Origin of the sequence: Halalkalibacter urbisdiaboli (genome assembly GCF_002156385.1) — a bacterium.
Classification (GTDB): domain Bacteria; phylum Bacillota; class Bacilli; order Bacillales; family Bacillaceae_D; genus Halalkalibacter_A; species Halalkalibacter_A urbisdiaboli.
In genome coordinates this window covers 394,360-412,318 of sequence record NZ_MVJM01000002.1, presented here as the reverse complement: position 1 = coordinate 412,318, position 17,959 = coordinate 394,360, and the positions used below count along the sequence as shown (strand labels likewise).

At 38.7% G+C, this 17,959-nt stretch carries 16 protein-coding genes; 12 read left to right on the top strand and 4 right to left on the bottom strand.

Translation table 11 applies throughout. The annotated features are described in order from the left end of the window. Positions 1 to 10: 10 nt before the first annotated feature. The 3 genes from B1R93_RS09865 to ytrH form a co-directional block, all read right to left on the bottom strand. Positions 11 to 211: a YtzJ family protein gene (locus tag B1R93_RS09865; protein WP_088103811.1), complete on the bottom strand. Its 201-nt coding sequence runs from the start codon at positions 209 to 211 to the stop codon at positions 11 to 13. A 78-nt stretch (positions 212 to 289) separates the two neighbouring features. Next, positions 290 to 796, bottom strand: coding sequence for a sporulation membrane protein YtrI (gene ytrI, locus B1R93_RS09860; RefSeq protein WP_088103810.1), 507 nt, complete (start codon positions 794 to 796; stop codon positions 290 to 292). Further along, positions 796 to 1,128 carry a sporulation membrane protein YtrH gene (ytrH, locus tag B1R93_RS09855; protein WP_088103809.1) on the bottom strand — a complete coding sequence of 111 codons (333 nt, stop codon included), beginning with the start codon at positions 1,126 to 1,128 and terminating at the stop codon, positions 796 to 798. The genes ytrI and ytrH overlap by 1 nt, the downstream gene beginning before the upstream one ends. Before the next feature lie 155 nt (positions 1,129 to 1,283). Between ytrH and dnaE the strand changes: the two genes are divergently transcribed. The 8 genes from dnaE (at position 1,284) to B1R93_RS09815 (ending at position 12,201) form a co-directional block, all read left to right on the top strand. Next, positions 1,284 to 4,643, top strand: coding sequence for a DNA polymerase III subunit alpha (gene dnaE, locus B1R93_RS09850; protein WP_088103808.1), 3,360 nt, complete (start codon positions 1,284 to 1,286; stop codon positions 4,641 to 4,643). A gap of 169 nt (positions 4,644 to 4,812) precedes the next feature. Beyond that, the gene (gene ystJ / locus B1R93_RS09845) at positions 4,813 to 6,051 is read left to right on the top strand and encodes an NADP-dependent malic enzyme (protein ID WP_088103807.1); all 1,239 of its coding nucleotides are present in this window, start codon (positions 4,813 to 4,815) and stop codon (positions 6,049 to 6,051) included. 29 nt (positions 6,052 to 6,080) lie between these two features. After that, a complete protein-coding gene (locus tag B1R93_RS09840) occupies positions 6,081 to 6,743 on the top strand; it encodes a FadR/GntR family transcriptional regulator (protein WP_088103806.1) in 663 nt (220 codons plus the stop codon). A gap of 109 nt (positions 6,744 to 6,852) precedes the next feature. After that, positions 6,853 to 7,701 carry an acetyl-CoA carboxylase, carboxyltransferase subunit beta gene (gene accD, locus B1R93_RS09835; RefSeq protein WP_088103805.1) on the top strand — a complete coding sequence of 283 codons (849 nt, stop codon included), beginning with the start codon at positions 6,853 to 6,855 and terminating at the stop codon, positions 7,699 to 7,701. 13 nt (positions 7,702 to 7,714) lie between these two features. Next, entirely contained in the window at positions 7,715 to 8,692 is a 978-nt protein-coding gene (gene accA / locus B1R93_RS09830) for an acetyl-CoA carboxylase carboxyl transferase subunit alpha (protein WP_088103804.1), read from the top strand. 210 nt (positions 8,693 to 8,902) lie between these two features. Next, complete coding sequence (pfkA, locus tag B1R93_RS09825) at positions 8,903 to 9,862, top strand: 6-phosphofructokinase (protein ID WP_088103803.1); 960 nt, start codon at positions 8,903 to 8,905, stop codon at positions 9,860 to 9,862. Positions 9,863 to 9,961: 99 nt separating this feature from the next. After that, positions 9,962 to 11,716 carry a pyruvate kinase gene (gene pyk, locus B1R93_RS09820; protein ID WP_088103802.1) on the top strand — a complete coding sequence of 585 codons (1,755 nt, stop codon included), beginning with the start codon at positions 9,962 to 9,964 and terminating at the stop codon, positions 11,714 to 11,716. Positions 11,717 to 11,805: 89 nt separating this feature from the next. After that, positions 11,806 to 12,201, top strand: coding sequence for an FxsA family protein (locus B1R93_RS09815; protein WP_088103801.1), 396 nt, complete (start codon positions 11,806 to 11,808; stop codon positions 12,199 to 12,201). 16 nt (positions 12,202 to 12,217) lie between these two features. On the opposite strand, the gene ytvI is transcribed toward B1R93_RS09815, so the two are convergent. After that, positions 12,218 to 13,345 (bottom strand): sporulation integral membrane protein YtvI, encoded by a 1,128-nt coding sequence (gene ytvI, locus B1R93_RS09810; RefSeq protein WP_088103800.1) that lies wholly within the window; start codon positions 13,343 to 13,345, stop codon positions 12,218 to 12,220. A 344-nt stretch (positions 13,346 to 13,689) separates the two neighbouring features. Here ytvI and B1R93_RS09805 point away from each other — a divergent pair, with 344 nt between their 5' ends. The 4 genes from B1R93_RS09805 (at position 13,690) to mdh (ending at position 17,897) form a co-directional block, all read left to right on the top strand. Then, on the top strand, positions 13,690 to 14,163 hold the full coding sequence (locus tag B1R93_RS09805; protein ID WP_088103799.1) for a DUF441 domain-containing protein: 474 nt from the start codon (positions 13,690 to 13,692) through the stop codon (positions 14,161 to 14,163). Positions 14,164 to 14,367: 204 nt separating this feature from the next. Further along, on the top strand, positions 14,368 to 15,483 hold the full coding sequence (gene citZ / locus B1R93_RS09800) for a citrate synthase (protein WP_088103798.1): 1,116 nt from the start codon (positions 14,368 to 14,370) through the stop codon (positions 15,481 to 15,483). Between the two features lie 85 nt (positions 15,484 to 15,568). Further along, positions 15,569 to 16,837, top strand: a complete 1,269-nt coding sequence (gene icd / locus B1R93_RS09795; protein ID WP_088103797.1) for an NADP-dependent isocitrate dehydrogenase — start codon at positions 15,569 to 15,571, stop codon at positions 16,835 to 16,837. A gap of 115 nt (positions 16,838 to 16,952) precedes the next feature. Then, positions 16,953 to 17,897, top strand: a complete 945-nt coding sequence (gene mdh, locus B1R93_RS09790) for a malate dehydrogenase (protein WP_088103796.1) — start codon at positions 16,953 to 16,955, stop codon at positions 17,895 to 17,897. Positions 17,898 to 17,959: the final 62 nt, after the last annotated feature.

Sequence of the window (17,959 nt, the reverse complement as noted above, 5' to 3'; positions counted from 1 at the left end):
GCCGCTTTTTTTAGTCTTTAACTATAAACCACGAGCCTAAGTCGGTAACATCTTCATGAACGTTAATGCCTTCTTTTGCTAGCTGTTTTCGAATAAACTCAGCCACTTCCTTTGTCTCGGCGAATGCGGTATAACCCGCTTTTATTTTCTCAACTTTTTTTAATGCCATTTCTTTTCGATTAATGACCATCTCCTTGCCTGTCACGTCCATCATAAATACCTCCTCTTTTTTGAAAGGATATCTCTTTTTATTATACAAAAAAGTTAGGAGGGGACGCGACTCTTTAAATTAAGCTGATGCAGGTACTATCTTTACATATAGCTGTACCGTGGTGAATAAGTAGATTTCCTCAATGTCTAATTGGTAACGACTTTCTCCAACTTGAAAGACTTTATTTTCAAGCGTACGAATCATTAAATCCTTTGTTTTAGAAACCGTTTCTATATCTTTTCGTTCTAGAAATGTCAATTCACTTAAGGCTTGCTGCTTTAATTCATAGGCGGTAAGTTTGTTTAATTTAAGCTTCCGTTCATTTTTGAAAATAATCTCTACTTTTTGAATGGTTAGCTTCTTCTTATTTTCTTCATTTTGCATCTCTTGTTCACTTACTAGCTCATCAATCCGCTTCTCTTGGTCTTTAATGGTATCCTCTTGCTCTGACATTTTCATGACAAGATTTCCGTAAATCTGTCCGTAATGAAGTAAAAAAAAGAACCAACCTATTAACGCTCCTATCACAATCCCTGCTAGAAAACGTTGCCAACCTGTTAGTAGGTGTGGTGGTGGGACTCTCATTATGGTAATTGCTCCCCTAGAATCCATTGAATGAGGAGTGTGCCAGAATGAGCACCACATAAAGCAGCAAAGATCATGAAAACGGTTTTTAATATATCATCATGTGTTCCGTAAAATAATCCGCGTTCAATATTTGAAATGGCATCGAATGTTCCACCGATTGCTGCAACAATGGCCCATATTTTTAAACTATTGGCAAGATCATTTATAACAGAAAGTGGGGGTTTGCCAATTAAGAATGCACCGATACCACCAACAATGGCTCCCCCAATGATGACACCGAATGCAACAAAGAAATCAATAATTAATGTAGCAAGTAGCTCTCGTGTCATGTGAGCTGCTCCTTTCTAACATAGGGCTTGTTTCTTCTATGTATAGTATTGCCGACTGAAAATATGCAGGCTTTTTAAGAGAAGCTGTTCCATTTCAATGTGAACAGGAACATACTATAATAAGATAAAGAGAAAACAGAAAGGAAGACGATGAGATGGAGCCTATTCATACACATGTTTATAGTGAATATAGTTTGTTATCATCGACGAATCGAATTGAAGCACTCGTTAGTCGTGCAAAGGATCTAGGTTTTCAGGCGTTAGCTTTAACTGATAAACACGTGATGTATGGTTCTGTTCCATTTTATCAAGCTTGTAAAAAGTACGGAATTCAACCGATTCTCGGCTTAGAAGTTACGGTTAACCATGAAACGATGAACGAAACAGCGACACTCCGATTGTTAGCTAAAAATAATCATGGCTACGAGCAACTTTTACACATTGCTTCACTTATTGGTCTGAAAAAAAATTCAGAATTACAAATGGAAGAATTGTTATGCCATATTACGGATTGCTTAGTAATCATTCCATACCAAACCGGCCCGATTCATCCATTCATAGAGAAAAATGAATTAGCCGAAGCTTTAAGCTGGTGTAAAGAATGGATTCGGAGCCAAGATAGACAGAATTGGTTGATTGATATTCAGGGGAATGGTAGTACTGATAGAATTTATCATGAAAGACTTTTACTTTTAGCGAAAAAGCTTGAAGTGGAGGCCGTTGTCTCAAACCCTGTTTCTTTTCTTGATCAGTCCGACTACCAAACGTATAAGGTTGTTCAAGCAATTGGCAGAGGCGAAACGTTAAGTGGAATACATAAATCGGCTGTTGAACGGAATCACTATTTATATTCACCTGAGCAACTAAAGACAACATTCAAACATCTTGAAAAGCCACTGCAGGTAACAGCTACATTGGCTGACATTTGTCATCTTGAGCTTAGACTTGGACAGCCGCAGTTACCGACCTATCCATTTTTACAAGGAGAATCAGCAGATGATTTATTAAAGTCACTTTGTTTTAATGGAATTAGAAGCCGTTATGAACAGGTGACACCAGAAATAACCGAGCGGTTGAATTATGAGCTTCGCATTATTAAAGAAATGGGATTTAGTGATTATTTCTTAATTGTTTGGGATTTCATGAACTACGCACGGGAGCATGACATCTTAACGGGGCCTGGTAGAGGTTCGGCAGCAGGTTCTCTCGCTGCTTATGCTCTCAAGATTACTGATGTCGATCCGATTGCCTATGGACTGTTGTTTGAGCGCTTTTTAAATCCTGAACGCATTTCCCTACCAGATATTGATATTGATTTTCCTGATCATAGAAGAGATGAGGTTATCTCCTATGTTCAACAACGTTATGGAAAGAAGCATGTTGCGCAAATTGTTACGTTTGGGACATTAGCTGCTAGAGCTGCGATTCGTGATGTTGGAAAGGTTCTAGAATTAGAGTCCTATATCATAGACCAACTTGCAAAAGAAATTCCAACGTCACCTGGAATGACATTGAGGAAAGCATTTGATAAAAACGAGAACCTCCAGAAGCTGTTAAAGCAATCATCAGCTGCTAAAGCTTTATTTGACCAAGCCCTAAAGGTCGAAGGATTGCCACGCCATGCATCCACTCATGCTGCGGGTGTTGTAATAAGTGCCAAGCCGTTAACAACATGTGTTGCCCTCCAAGCAGGTCAGGGGGAGATTCCCATCACTCAAGCGCCAATGGATGTTCTAGAACAGCTAGGCTTATTAAAGTTTGATTTTCTTGGATTACGTAATTTAACCATTTTAGAACGAATCGTTAAAATGGTTAAAGGTTATAAGGGAGAAAGTCTTGATTTACAACAGCTTCCTTTAGATGATACAAGAACCTTCCAGCTTCTAAGTAATGGCGATACAACGGGTGTGTTTCAATTAGAATCTGAGGGTATGAGACGAGTGTTAAAAAAACTAGCACCAAGTGAATTTGAAGATATAGTTGCTGTAAATGCATTATATCGTCCCGGTCCTATGGATTTTATTCCAGCCTACATTAGTGGCAAAAAAGGGGAAAAACAAATTGAATACCCACATCCTGATTTAGAAGAAATCCTGAATAAGACGTATGGTGTTATTGTTTATCAAGAACAAATTATGGAAATCGCTGCAAAATTGGCAGGTTTTTCATTAGCAGAATCTGATATATTAAGGCGTGCAATTAGCAAGAAAAAAAAGTCAGAGTTAGAAAATTATAAAGAGAAATTTGTTAGAGGAGCAGTAAATAAAGGGTATGAAGAAACCGTAGCTCAAGCTGTTTTTTCCTTTATTGAACGCTTTGCTAACTATGGGTTTAATCGAAGTCATGCCGTTGCTTATAGCATCATAAGCTATCAACTAGCTTATTTGAAGGTTTATTATCCTGAAGCATTTTATTCAGCCTTGCTCTCAAGTGTTTGGAATAACAAAGAAAAAGTGGCACAGTATTTAGTTGAAATAAAACAGGCTGGAATAAAGGTTTTGCCGCCCAGTATTAAAAAAAGCGGGGCACTCTTTGCAATTGAGAACGAAGCGATTCGATTTGGACTCCTTTCGATTGACCAAGTTGGTCTTAAAGCAATCACACATATAAAACAACTTCAAAAGGATAAACCCTTTAAAGATTTATATGATTTTTGTGTTCGAATCGACTTCCGTGTTGTAAGTAAGAGAGCCATTGAAAATTTAATTAAGGCTGGGGCAATGAATGAATTTGGTGTAGAACCCTCCTCCTTATTATTTTCGCTCGATTCAGCTATTGCCTTTGCAGAGAAAGTAAAAGCATTTCAGGAGGAGACAGAAGGGCTTTTTACACTTGATATTGATACACCTGAGTATGATATAGCAGAACCATTCACTATTCAGGAAAAACTAGATTATGAGCAAGAGGTCTTTGGATTTTATTTATCTGGTCATCCAATTGAGAGAATGGCACCGATATTAGAGGAATACGGGAGGCAGAAGATTAGTGATGCATTAAGAGAGCAAGGGGGTGTTCGAGTTGCAGGACTCGTTCAATCAGTAAGGAGAATTCAAACAAAAAAAGGAGATCCGATGGCCTTTGTCCAAATAGGTGATGAGACGGGGAAAATAGACTTGGTCATCTTTCCTACTGTTTGGAAAAGTGTGCATGAAGTGTGTCTTGAGGGGAAGCTTATTTTTATCAAAGGAAAAATAGATGAATCACGGGAACGAATTCAAGTAATTACTGAGCACGCTATTGCTGTTGAGAAGGTAATCGAAAATAATCAACAAACTGAAACCCTATTTTTACGAATCATTGCTTCGTATGACCGGAGTGAAATACTAGAGCAGCTTAAGAGAATATTAGCAGAATTCAAAGGAGACATACCTGTTGTTATTTATTATGAAGAGAAAAAGCAAACAGTTCGTTTAGAGCGGAGCTGGTATGTGAATGCAACATCAACTTGTCTTGAAACGTTAGAAAATCTTCTAGGAAAAGAGCATGTAGTCTTAAAGAATAGAAATGATGGTTAAGGTTTTTAAGGTGGCTAATAAGAAAATCGGCAGAAGTACTTGGCGAATGTCTGACAATTGTTTATAATATAGAGGTTTTAGTGGTCTGACCAGTGTGGCTAAGTAACCGTCTAGAATCTCTAGATGAACAACTGAATGATCAAACAGATAAAAAGGAGAGTGTCCGTTGATGCCAACGACAAGAGAGGAAGCCTTACATATTCATCGAGTTAATCAAGGAAAACTAGAATCAAAGTCGAAAGTACCAGTGAAAGATGCGAGAGACTTGAGTCTGGCATACTCGCCAGGGGTTGCGGAGCCATGTAAAGAGATTTTTGAGGATGTTGAAACAGTTTATGAATATACGATGAAAGGGAATATGGTTGCTGTCGTTAGTAATGGTACGGCTGTTTTAGGGTTAGGAAACATTGGACCTGAAGCATCGTTACCTGTTATGGAAGGAAAAGCGGTTCTCTTTAAGTCTTTTGCAGGTGTAGATGCATTTCCAATTTGCTTACGTACGACGGATGTTGACCAAATAGTAGAAACGGTAAAATTATTAGAGCCTACATTTGGTGGTGTTAATCTAGAAGATATTGCAGCACCTAGCTGCTTTGAAATCGAGGAACGTCTAAAAAAGGAAACGAATATTCCAATCTTCCATGATGACCAACATGGAACAGCTATTGTTACAATGGCTGGCTTAATTAATGCTTTAAAGCTGACTGGAAAAGCATTGTCAGAAATAAAGGTTGTTGCAAATGGTGCAGGTTCTGCTGGAATTGCAATTATTAAACTGATGAAGCGTATGGGTGTTGGCGACATTATTATGTGCGATTCTAAAGGTGCTATCTTTGATGGTCGTACATACGGTATGAACAGTGTCAAGGATGAGGTTGCAGCGTTTACAAATCGTGAACGAAAAGAAGGAAGCTTAGCTGATGTCATTAAGGGGACAGATGTATTTGTTGGTGTATCTGTTGCTGGTTCGTTAACGAAAGAGATGATTGAAAGCATGAATCCTGATCCGATTATTTTTGCAATGGCTAATCCAGTTCCAGAGATTATGCCTGAGGAGGCAAAGGAAGCAGGCGCAAGTGTTATCGGTACAGGACGCTCTGATTTTCCAAATCAGGTGAATAATGTTCTGGCATTTCCTGGGATTTTCCGCGGTGCGTTAGACGTTCGTGCAACACATATTAACGAGGAAATGAAAGTAGCTGCCGTTTATGCTATTGCAGAATTAGTAGAGGAGTCAGAATTAACTCCTGATTATGTTATTCCAGCGCCTTTTGATCCACGAGTTGCTCCAGCTGTAGCAGCAGCAGTAGCGAAAACAGCAATGGAAACAGGAGTAGCCCGGAAGAAGGTTGATCCTGAAGCTATTGCTGAAAAAACGCGTAAGCTTGCAATTATTGAAAGTAATTGATATTGGCGCGAACATGAGGAGAGGCCGAGATGTCGGAACAGCCAAAAAGGTATCTTGAAATAATAAATGAGATTAATCAAATTGTTCATGACGATAAGTTAACGAGCGGAGATAAGCTCCCATCAGAGCGCGAACTAAGTGACCGTCTTCAGGTTGGGCGTTCTTCTGTTCGTGAAGCTTTAAGAGCATTAGAATTGCTTGATTTAATCGAGACAAGACGCGGTGAGGGAACCTATATTAAACCAATAGGTTCCTATCGTCTTGTCAATGTTATTTTATCTTTTTTATTAAAAGATGATGAAGCAAGGAAGGATTTAGCGGAAACAAGGCGAATTGTTGAACTTGAAGCGTTACGGCTAGCGTGTGAAAGAATCACTATCCCTACGTTAGAAACTCTATTTTTGCTCATTAATCAGTCAAAAGATGAATGGGAAAACGGAGACATTCCGTTTGAAGAGGACTATATGTTCCATAAAACCATTGTTGAGGCTTCACAAAATCGGCTTTTATTAAACTTGTGGATTTCTCTTGTTGAATATAATAAAGTGGCTTTAAAGGAATCTCTTGAACGGGAGGGACGCCCGGAACTATCGATTCGTGAGCATGAGGAGATAGTATATGCTATTCAACGTAAAGAAAGAGAAGCGGCAGTTTCTTCAATGAGGAAACATCTTGAAAACAGTAGGTTTTAGACAAAGGAATGTGGCATTCATATTACTTAAAAGGGTAACAGGTTGTACTATTTTTAAAAAGATGACATAAGCTTATAAAACATGACGCTTAAGCTAGTGAGGTGTAGAAATGCTTAAGGATTTTTTTGTGAAAAAGAAACGATACGCTACAATTCCTTCAGAGCGAGCAAAGCAAGAAGTGCCAGAAGGACTAATGACAAAATGTCCATCGTGTCGAACAATTATGTATACGAAAGAATTGAAAAAGAATTTACAAGTTTGTGATTCATGTGGACATCATTTTCGGATGAATGCGTACGAACGAATGAATAGTTTATTTGATGAAGGTACTTTTGTCGAATTCGATAAAGAAATGATCGGTGAGAATCCACTAGATTTCCCAACATATGAAGAAAAGCTTGAAGCCGATCGGAAAAAGACAAAGTTAAATGAGGCAATCGTAACTGGGGAAGGAACAATCAATGATTTTCCAGTCGTTGTTGCTGTTATGGATGCTCGTTTCCGCATGGGAAGCATGGGTTCGGTTGTCGGTGAAAAAATTACACGTGCAATTGAACTGGCGATTGATAAAGGCTATCCATTTATTCTCTTTTCTGCTTCTGGGGGAGCTCGTATGCAGGAGGGGGTATTAAGCTTAATGCAAATGGCAAAGACGAGTGCAGCCTTGCAAAAGCTGAGTCACGAAGGTGGACTGTTCATTTCTATAATGACCCATCCTACGACTGGTGGCGTTTCCGCAAGTTTTGCTTCTTTAGGTGATTATAATTTCGCAGAACCGAAGGCGCTTATTGGCTTTGCGGGACGACGGATTATTGAACAAACCATTCGTCAAGAACTACCAGAAGATTTTCAAACGGCTGAATTTTTACTTAAGCATGGTCAACTCGACCGCGTGGTTTCTCGCCTTGAGATGAAAGAGACGTTAACAAAAATATTAGACATCCATCATGTGTCATAAGGAGGTGTAAACAATGCCGACAGATTTAGGTTTTGAAAAACCAATTGTTGAACTAAGAAATAAAATTAGTGAACTCCGTTCGTTTACAGAGGAAAAAGAAATTGATCTGTCTGACGAAATAAAGAAATTAGAGAGACGGCTTCAGCAGCTAGAAAAGGAAATTTACGGAAATCTCCAACCTTGGGAGCGTGTTCAAATTGCGCGTCACAGTGAGCGTCCAACGACATTAGATTATATTGAGCATTTGTTTACGGACTTCTTAGAGATGCACGGCGACCGTTTATACGGCGATGACGCAGCAATCGTCGGTGGAATTGCAAAATACAAAGGAATGCCGGTTACTGTTATTGGACATCAACGTGGAAAAGACACAAAGGAGAACATTCACCGGAATTTTGGAATGCCTCATCCAGAAGGGTATCGAAAAGCACTTAGACTAATGAAGCAAGCCGAGAAGTTTAATCGACCAGTAATTTGTTTTATTGATACTAAAGGTGCTTATCCAGGAAAAGCTGCTGAAGAAAGAGGGCAAAGTGAGGCGATCGCTAGAAACCTTCTAGAAATGGCAGGCTTAACGGTTCCGATTGTTTGTATTGTGATTGGTGAAGGAGGAAGTGGCGGAGCGTTAGCACTCGGTGTTGGTGATCATATTCATATGCTTGAGAATTCGACGTATTCTGTTATTTCGCCGGAAGGAGCAGCTGCTTTACTTTGGAAGGATGCTTCCTTAGCGCAGAAAGCAGCAGAGACAATGAAAATCACAGCTCCAGACTTAAAAGAACTAGGCGTTATTGATGAGATTATCCGTGAAATTAAGGGTGGTGCTCATCGTGATATCGCTGAACAGTCAAAGCTGATTGACGAAGTGCTAGAAATGTCTCTTCATGAATTAAAAAAACGTTCGAAAGATGAGTTAATTAATAAAAGGTATGAAAAATATAAAAATATCGGACAATATACATATGTAACCGATATCAATGCTGTTAATTAAGGAAAAAGTGCTTCTTTTTAAATAAGAAGCACTTTTTGTTTTGTGATGAACTGTATTGTGTTTACAGCGCTAAAGTGGTATTTTAAAAAAATGAGAGCAAAATAATCCATTGAATTGTTGAAAATACCCGTTTATTTTTTATGATTTGTGAAAAAGTAAACGAGGTTTTACTACATAAGTATTTTTTGAACGTTTTAAGGAGGTATAGTAATGAAAAGAATTGGTGTATTAACAAGTGGTGGGGACTCACCTGGAATGAATGCAGCCATTCGTGCAGTTGTAAGAAAAGCTATTTACCATGATATTGAGGTTTATGGTATTTACTACGGGTATGCAGGCATGATTGCCGGAGATATTAAAAAGATGGAGTTAGGATCTGTTGGTGACATTATCCACCGTGGAGGAACGATGCTTTACACAGCACGCTGTGAGGAGTTCAAAACGCTTGAAGGACAGAAAAAAGGGATTGAGCAATTAAAGAAGTTTGGAATTGAAGGGCTTGTTGTTATTGGGGGAGACGGTTCATACCGTGGTGCCCAAAAATTAACCGAGCATGGTTTTCCTACTATCGGAGTTCCTGGTACAATTGATAATGATATTCCTGGTACTGATTTTACAATCGGTTTTGATACGGCTCTAAATACAGTCATTGATGCGATTGACAAAATTCGTGATACAGCAACGTCTCATGAACGTACTGTTATAGTTGAGGTTATGGGGCGTCATGCGGGTGATTTAGCTCTATGGTCAGGGTTGGCAGACGGTGCAGAAACCATCATTATCCCAGAAGCAGGTTATGAAATGGAGCAAATTGTAAACCGTCTGCAGCGAGGGATGGATAGAGGAAAGAAGCATAGTATTATCATTGTTGCCGAAGGTGCAGATAACGGATTTGATTTCAGCAAGAAATTAAGTGAAGCAACAAATATGGAAACTCGTGTAACTGTATTAGGACACGTACAACGTGGCGGGTCTCCATCAGCCTTTGACCGTGTATTGGCAAGTCGTCTTGGAGCAAAAGCAGTTGACCTACTTTTAGATGGAAAAGCAGGGGTAACTGTTGGAATCCAAAATAATAAATTAGTCTATCATGATATTAATGAGGCATTGTCAAAACCTCATGAAATTGACTTGGAAATGTATAAGCTCTCTCAAGAGCTATCGATTTAAAGGGCAGCACATTGTTGCCTTTACATAAATTAAAGCGATAACAACTTTAACAAAAAATAGATAAAATACGAAAACTAGGGAAACGATTAGGAGGCAGTTATGCGAAAAACAAAAATAGTCTGTACGATTGGTCCTGTAAGTGAAAGTGTTGAAATGCTAATGGAATTAATGGAAGCTGGAATGAATGTTTGTCGATTGAATTTCTCACATGGTGATTTTGAAGAGCATGGAAATCGGATTAAAAATATTCGAGAAGCTTCCGAGCGTACTGGAAAATCAGTTGCAATTCTTTTAGATACAAAAGGTCCTGAAATCCGTACACAAACGTTAGATGGGGGCGTCGCTGAGTTAAAGGCAGGCGAAGAGTTAATTATTAGCATGAATGAAGTAGTTGGGAATGAGAAAAAAATCTCAATTACATATCCAGGTCTAGTTAATGACGTAACACCAGGTTCCAAAATTCTCTTAGATGATGGACTCATTGGCTTAGAAGTGGTTGAAGTTCGCTCAGAAGAGATTGTAACAAAAATCTTAAACAGTGGAACTCTTAAAAATAAAAAAGGTGTTAACGTTCCAAATGTAAGTGTTAAGTTACCTGGTATTACAGAAAAGGATGCTGCTGATATTAAATTCGGTATTGAACAAGGTGTAGACTTTATCGCAGCTTCATTCGTACGTCGCGCATCAGATGTTTTAGAAATCCGCGAGCTATTAGAGCGTCACAATGCAACAAATATTGATATTATCCCTAAGATTGAAAATCAAGAAGGTGTAGACAATATCGATGAAATCCTTGAGGTATCAGATGGATTAATGGTTGCACGTGGAGATCTAGGTGTAGAAATCCCAGCAGAAGAAGTTCCTCTTGTGCAAAAGGATTTAATTAAAAAATGTAATGCTGTTGCGAAACCTGTTATCACAGCAACACAAATGCTTGATTCTATGCAGCGCAATCCTCGCCCGACAAGAGCTGAAGCAAGTGATGTAGCGAATGCAATTTTTGACGGTACAGATGCCATTATGTTGTCTGGAGAAACAGCTGCGGGTGATTACCCAATTGAAGCTGTTAAAACGATGAATAGCATTGCAACAAGAACGGAAGAAGCATTGAATTACGAGGCAATTTTAAGAAGAAAAGTGAAAGAAGCAAACATGTCCATTACTAGTGCAATTGGACAATCTGTAGCATACACAGCTTCGAATTTGAGTGCAGCTTCAATTTTAACGGCTACTGAAAGTGGTTATACAGCACGTATTGTTTCAAAATACCGCCCACAGTCTCCAATTGTAGCAGTTACAAGTACAGAAGCAGCATTTCGTAAATTAAACCTTGTTTGGGGCGTTACTCCTGTTCTTGGAAACAGAGGAAATACAACGGATGAAATGCTTCAAACAACAGTTGACTCGGCTGTGAACTCAGGGAATATTAAGCAAGGTGACTTAGTTGTTATTACGGCTGGTGTTCCAGTTAACGAATCAGGTACAACAAACCTAATGAAGGTTCACGTTATTGGCGAAGTCGTGGCAAAAGGGCAAGGAATTGGACGTCGCTCTGCATCAGGACAGGTTGTAATTGCTCGTAATGCAGCTGAAGCGAATGAAAAAGTAAATGAAAATTCGATTCTAGTCACATACAGTACGGATAAAGATATGATTCCTGCATTTGAAACAGCGGCAGCTGTTATAACAGAAGAAGGTGGATTAACATCACATGCAGCGGTAGTAGGTGTAAGCTTAAGTAAGCCAGTTATCGTTGGTGTAGAAGGCGCTCTAACGAAGTTTAAAGAGGGCGAAGACATAACTGTTGATAGTGCACGTGGCCATATTTACAGAGGTCATGCAAGTGTATTATAATTATTTTTAAAAGGAGAAGGGATAACCTTCTCCTTTTTTTACAAAGTTAAGAGGATAAATTTGCAGGCGCTGTAAATGAGGAGAGAGTAATGTTCAGATTATTATTATTGCTTATCATTGTTGTCCCAGCATTAGAGATTGCGGTATTACTTTTGTCTGGGCAAGTAATCGGACTATGGCCAACGATTTCACTAATTCTCTTAACTGGAGTTTTAGGAGCTTGGTTGGCTAAAAAGGAAGGGCTGCAAACAATGCGTCTTGCACAGCTCCAAGCAGGTAGAGGTGAAATACCAAGTGGGGTTGTATTAGATGGGCTCTGCATTTTGGTAGGTGGAGTTGTATTATTAACACCTGGTTTTATTACAGATGCTCTCGGCTTTTTCTTACTTATTCCACAAACTAGAACGATTGCAAAGGCATTTTTATTAAGGTTATTTGATCGGATGATTAAAAGTGGGAATTTTATTATTTTAAAAAGACATTAAACCGCTAGCCCAGATACTAGCGGTTTTTTGTGTTGTTTTGATCTGTAATGTAAACCCATAAATCGGTCAAGACACCAGTACAATAAATGGTCCGAACTAGAATAAACAATACTGGACCGATAAAAAGACCTGCTAGTTGAAATAACTGGAACCCGATAAATATTGAAATCAACATAGCTAGAGGCTCGATACCAATTGAAGCTGACAGGACTCTCGGTTCAAAAACTTGGCGCTGTATAAGAACGATACAATATAAAATCGCGATGCCACTCGCTAACTGTGTATCACCAGTTAAAAAGCTATATGCAATCCAAGGCAGAAAAATAAGGCCTGTTCCTAAATAAGGGATAAGATCAACAAACGCAATAATGAGCGCAGTTGTGATGGGGTATTTAATATCTAAAAATAGAAAGCCAATTAATACGATCAAACAGGTCATTGATATTAAGAGAAATTGTCCCCGTATATAACCAAAAAATGCATTCTTTATATCATAGAGAATCGTATGGGTCCGAAGGTAGATTAAATTAGGAACCACTTTTTTAAATAGCTTCGTTAGTTTATGCCAATCCTTACTTATAAAAAAGGTTGATAGCAATGAAAAAATAAAAACCGTAGCTAGGTTAGGCAAAGAGATAAGTAGCTGTGACAAGGAATGTAACAAGGACTGAATAGAATGGCTTGCTGTTTCTGTTAACTGCGTAGTAAATGCTTTAACAGATGATAACACCGTCTCTTGTTGCTGCTGATCAAGTGTGGCAAAAAGGGCCATTAATTGTTCAACAATTGGAAAGATCTTTGTGAAAAAAAGCTGTTCAACACCTTCCCGCATCGAATAAAGATGAACCGGAATTGTAGATGCTAAATAGGAAGAGCCGGCAATTATTTCGGCAATTAAGAAAGTCATAAAACCGCTAATCAGAAGAATGAGCATAAGTAGACTAACTAGAACAGCTAATGTACGATTAAAATGAACATAACGCTCCAAAAAAGAAACGAGAGGGTTAATCAGAAAAGCAAGTGCAAAACCGATAAGAAACGGATAAGCTAATGTAAATAGAAGATAGCAACTAGCTAAAGTTAGTAAAAAGCACATAATAACGATGAACGAACGAAAAATAGGCTTCCAATTACTGAAAGGCATCACGCTCCTCCTTTCGATTAAGCAGTCTCCTGTTAAGTCTATGAATAAAATTGGACAGACATGTTGAAAAGATTTATTTTCATAGACAAGAAGCTAGATTCTTCACATAAAGCTAAAGGTGACTGCATACTTTTATTGGCATATTGTAAGATGTAAGAGGAAATAATCTAAATATCAGTCAGGAATTCGATGTGCTTTTCGTCAGATAACAGAAGTTAGTACGTGAGTTGTGGTAGAAAATATATCATGATTATCGTTCGACAAAATACTACGGTCTTGGCGGAATATTCAAAACTATGATATGCTTATGAGGATTGCTACGGAGGAAGGTTGGGTACTATACTTTGATTTCACAGTCAACGTTATTCATGCTGATTTTATTGATCGTTGCACTCATTGCAAAAAACCAGTCTCTTCTCGTTGCTATCCTGTTCCTGCTTTTCATAAAATGGGTGGGTTTAGGAGATAAAGCTTTTCCGCTTTTTCAGCAAAAGGGAATTAACATTGGTGTTACGGTAATTACGATTGCAGTGTTAACGCCAATTGTTACTGGTGAGATCGGTTTTAAACAGCTAGGCGAGGCAGTACGATCTTCTTATGCTTGGATAGCATTAGCTTCAGGTATCCTTGTTGCCATCATTGCAGCAAGCGGGATTGATTTATTAAAGCATGATCCCCATATTACGGCAGCATTGGTATTTGGAACCATTCTGGCGGTTGCTCTGTTTAATGGGGTAGCGGTAGGTCCACTTATTGGTGCTGGAATTGCTTATTTAGCTATGAGGGTGGTCGAATTTATTGCCAATCTAGGTAGCTAATAGGCTTTTATGTGCGAAAATGCTAAATCTCCTGCAAATCTTAAAGTTTTTGTGAACATTATTCATTCACAAACGTTGAGAAACTGTTTATAATGAAGTTTGGATGTTCCTTCCTACATAGCTCTTACATTTCGGCTTTTTTTAGAAATGTAAGCATTTACTATATCGCAGGAATGATACTAAGGGGAAAAGGAGAGGTTAAACGTGAGTACAACTCGTGGTCTAGAAGGTATTGTTGCAACAACGTCAAGTGTAAGTTCTATTATTGAAAGTGTCCTAACATATCAAGGGTTTGATATTGATGATTTGGCAGATAACGCGAGTTTTGAAGAGGTTATATATCTTCTTTGGAACGGACGCTTACCAAAGTCAGATGAATTACGTCAATTAGCTGAAGATCTTGCAAAATATGCTGAAATTCCAAGCGGAATCATCGAGCAGATGAAATCTTACCCAATTGATAAAGTTCATCCGATGGCTGCGTTACGTACAGCTATTTCAGGTCTCGCTTTATTTGATGAAAATGCAGATGTTATGGAAGAAGAGGCAAACCACGTAAAGGCACTTAAGCTTCAAGCGCAAATCCCTACGATTGTGACAGCGTTTTCTCGTATCCGTGATGGAAAAGACCCAGTTGCTCCTCGAAAGGACTTAGGTTTCGCAGCTAATTTTCTTTATATGCTTAATGGCGAAGAGCCAGATGAGATTGCTGTAAATGCTTTTAATAAAGCACTTGTGCTTCATGCTGACCATGAGTTAAATGCTTCGACGTTTACAGCTCGTGTCTGTGTTGCTACATTATCTGATGTATATTCAGGAATTACTTCAGCCATCGGCGCATTAAAGGGCCCTCTTCACGGTGGTGCAAATGAAGCTGTTATGAAGATGCTAATGGAAATTGGTGATGTTGATAACGTTGAGCCATATATTCGTAAAGCACTTGATAACAAAGAAAAAATTATGGGCTTTGGTCACCGTGTTTATAAAAATGGCGACCCACGTGCAAAGCACCTTAAAGAAATGTCAAAACGTCTTACTGAAATTACTGGCGAAACGAAATGGTATGAAATGTCAATTAAAATTAATGATATGGTAACGGGAGAAAAAGGTTTATTACCTAATGTTGATTTTTATTCTGCAAGTGTTTACCATAGTCTCGGAATTAAACATGATTTATTCACACCGATTTTCGCAATTAGTCGTACATCAGGTTGGTTAGCTCATATTTTAGAGCAGTATAGCAATAACAGACTAATTCGTCCGCGTGCAGAATATGTTGGACCACAAAAGCAAAAATATGTTCCGATTGAACAACGCTAATTAGCGTACACTAGGAGGGGGTATCTCTCCTTGTACATAAATGGGTAAGTAAAGAGCTACTTAAAAATTTAGGAGGTAAATGTTTATGTCAAACGGTGAAGTAATTAAAGTTAATAATGGTGTACTGGATGTACCGAATAATCCAATCATTCCTTATATCGAAGGGGACGGTATTGGACCTGATATTTGGGCTGCGGCTTCTCGCGTAATGGATGCAGCAGTAGAAAAAGCTTATAATGGTGAAAAGAAAATTGTCTGGAAAGAAATTCTTGCTGGTGAAAAAGCATTCAACGAAACAGGAAGCTGGTTACCAGATGAAACATTAGAAGCTGTTCGTGAATACATGATCGCAATTAAAGGTCCTTTAACAACGCCAATCGGTGGGGGAATTCGTTCATTAAACGTAGCACTTCGTCAAGAGCTTGACCTATACACTTGCTTACGTCCAGTTCGTTATTTCCAAGGTGTACCATCACCAGTAAAACGTCCTGAAGATACAGATATGGTTATCTTCCGTGAAAACTCTGAAGATATTTATGCTGGAATCGAATATCAAGCTGGTTCAGATGAAGTAAAGAAATTAATCTCTTTCTTACAAAATGAACTAGGTGCAACGAAAATTCGTTTCCCAGAAACTAGTGGTATCGGTATTAAGCCTGTTTCTCAGGAAGGAACAGACCGACTAGTTCGTGCAGCAATTCAATATGCTTTAGATGAAGGTCGTAAGAGTGTAACGCTTGTTCATAAAGGAAATATCATGAAATTTACTGAAGGTTCTTTCAAGAACTGGGGTTATGAATTAGCAGAAAAGGAATTTGGCGATAAAGTATTTACATGGGCACAATACGATAAAATCGTTGAAGCTGAAGGTAAAGATGCAGCGAACAAAGCACAAGCTGACGCTGAAGCTGCTGGAAAAATCATCGTAAAAGATTCAATCGCTGATATCTTCTTACAACAAATCTTAACTCGTCCAAAAGAGTTCGATGTTGTAGCAACAATGAATTTAAATGGAGATTATATTTCTGATGCATTAGCAGCACAAGTTGGTGGTATCGGAATCGCTCCAGGAGCAAACATTAACTATGATTCAGGTCATGCTATCTTTGAAGCTACTCACGGTACAGCGCCTAAGTATGCTGGTTTAGATAAAGTTAACCCATCTTCTGTTCTTCTTTCAGGTGAACTTATGCTTCGTCACCTTGGATGGAACGAAGCTGCTGACTTAATTATGGCTTCTATGGATAAAACAATCGCAAGCAAGGTTGTTACTTACGATTTTGCTCGTCTAATGGACGGCGCAACAGAAGTTTCTTGCTCTGGATTTGCAAGTGAACTAATTAAAAACCTTTAAGATTTAAATAAGACATTTGCTGGTATTGATTTTATTCATACCAGCAAATGTTGATTTTATTCACACCAGCAAATGAATTATTGATAACCATTCTAAGTGGGAGAGTGAATAGACGATGGCAATTAAACGTAGAAAGATTTCAGTTATTGGCGGCGGCTTTACTGGGGCAACGACAGCTCTTATGGTAGCTCAAAAAGAACTTGGTGATGTTGTATTAGTTGATATTCCTCAAATGGAAGACCCAACAAAAGGAAAAGCGTTGGATATGCTTGAATCAACTCCAGTTCAAGGCGTAGATGTAAACGTTACAGGTACATCAAGCTATGAAGATACAAAGGATTCTGATGTTGTTGTTATTACAGCTGGAATTGCACGTAAGCCTGGTATGAGTCGTGATGATTTAGTTAGCACAAATGCTGGCATCATGAAAGCTGTTACGAAAGAAGTTGTTAAATATTCTCCAAATTGTTATATCATCGTCTTAACAAACCCTGCTGATGCAATGACGTATACAGTATACAAGGAATCAGGATTCCCGAAAAACCGTGTTATCGGGCAATCAGGTGTTCTTGATACGGCACGTTTCCGTACGTTTGTAGCACAGGAGCTCAACCTTTCTGTAGAAGATATTACTGGATTCGTGTTAGGTGGTCACGGTGATGACATGGTACCACTTATCCGTTACTCTGCAGCTGGTGGAGTTCCACTTACAAAGTTAATCCCTCAAGAGCGTATTGATGCAATTGTTGAACGTACACGTAAAGGTGGCGGTGAAATTGTTGCCCTCCTTGGAAACGGCAGTGCATACTATGCACCAGCTGCATCTCTTACACAAATGGTTGAAGCGATCCTTAAAGATAAAAAGCGTGTAATCCCTACAATTGCTTATCTTGAAGGTGAGTATGGCTATGAAGATTTGTACTTAGGTGTTCCAACTATTCTTGGTGGAGATGGAATTGAAAAAGTAATCGAATTAGACTTAACGGAAGAAGAAAAGACACAATTGGCTAAATCCGTTGATTCTGTTCGCTCTGTTATGCAAGCTCTTCCATCCGAATAATAATCTAAATAAAAAACTCCTCCCTACTATTGTTGAAGGGAGGAGTTTTTTGATAAAAGAAA

What these genes read in the sequence shown, in the direction of transcription:
- B1R93_RS09865 (WP_088103811.1), bottom strand. Translation starts at nt 211, where the DNA reads ATGGACGTGACAGGCAAGGAGATGGTCATTAATCGAAAAGAAATGGCA.
- ytrI (WP_088103810.1), bottom strand. Translation starts at nt 796, where the DNA reads ATGAGAGTCCCACCACCACACCTACTAACAGGTTGGCAACGTTTTCTA.
- ytrH (WP_088103809.1), bottom strand. Translation starts at nt 1,128, where the DNA reads ATGACACGAGAGCTACTTGCTACATTAATTATTGATTTCTTTGTTGCA.
- dnaE (WP_088103808.1), top strand. Translation starts at nt 1,284, where the DNA reads ATGGAGCCTATTCATACACATGTTTATAGTGAATATAGTTTGTTATCA.
- ystJ (WP_088103807.1), top strand. Translation starts at nt 4,813, where the DNA reads ATGCCAACGACAAGAGAGGAAGCCTTACATATTCATCGAGTTAATCAA.
- B1R93_RS09840 (WP_088103806.1), top strand. Translation starts at nt 6,081, where the DNA reads ATGTCGGAACAGCCAAAAAGGTATCTTGAAATAATAAATGAGATTAAT.
- accD (WP_088103805.1), top strand. Translation starts at nt 6,853, where the DNA reads ATGCTTAAGGATTTTTTTGTGAAAAAGAAACGATACGCTACAATTCCT.
- accA (WP_088103804.1), top strand. Translation starts at nt 7,715, where the DNA reads ATGCCGACAGATTTAGGTTTTGAAAAACCAATTGTTGAACTAAGAAAT.
- pfkA (WP_088103803.1), top strand. Translation starts at nt 8,903, where the DNA reads ATGAAAAGAATTGGTGTATTAACAAGTGGTGGGGACTCACCTGGAATG.
- pyk (WP_088103802.1), top strand. Translation starts at nt 9,962, where the DNA reads ATGCGAAAAACAAAAATAGTCTGTACGATTGGTCCTGTAAGTGAAAGT.
- B1R93_RS09815 (WP_088103801.1), top strand. Translation starts at nt 11,806, where the DNA reads ATGTTCAGATTATTATTATTGCTTATCATTGTTGTCCCAGCATTAGAG.
- ytvI (WP_088103800.1), bottom strand. Translation starts at nt 13,345, where the DNA reads ATGCCTTTCAGTAATTGGAAGCCTATTTTTCGTTCGTTCATCGTTATT.
- icd (WP_088103797.1), top strand. Translation starts at nt 15,569, where the DNA reads ATGTCAAACGGTGAAGTAATTAAAGTTAATAATGGTGTACTGGATGTA.
- mdh (WP_088103796.1), top strand. Translation starts at nt 16,953, where the DNA reads ATGGCAATTAAACGTAGAAAGATTTCAGTTATTGGCGGCGGCTTTACT.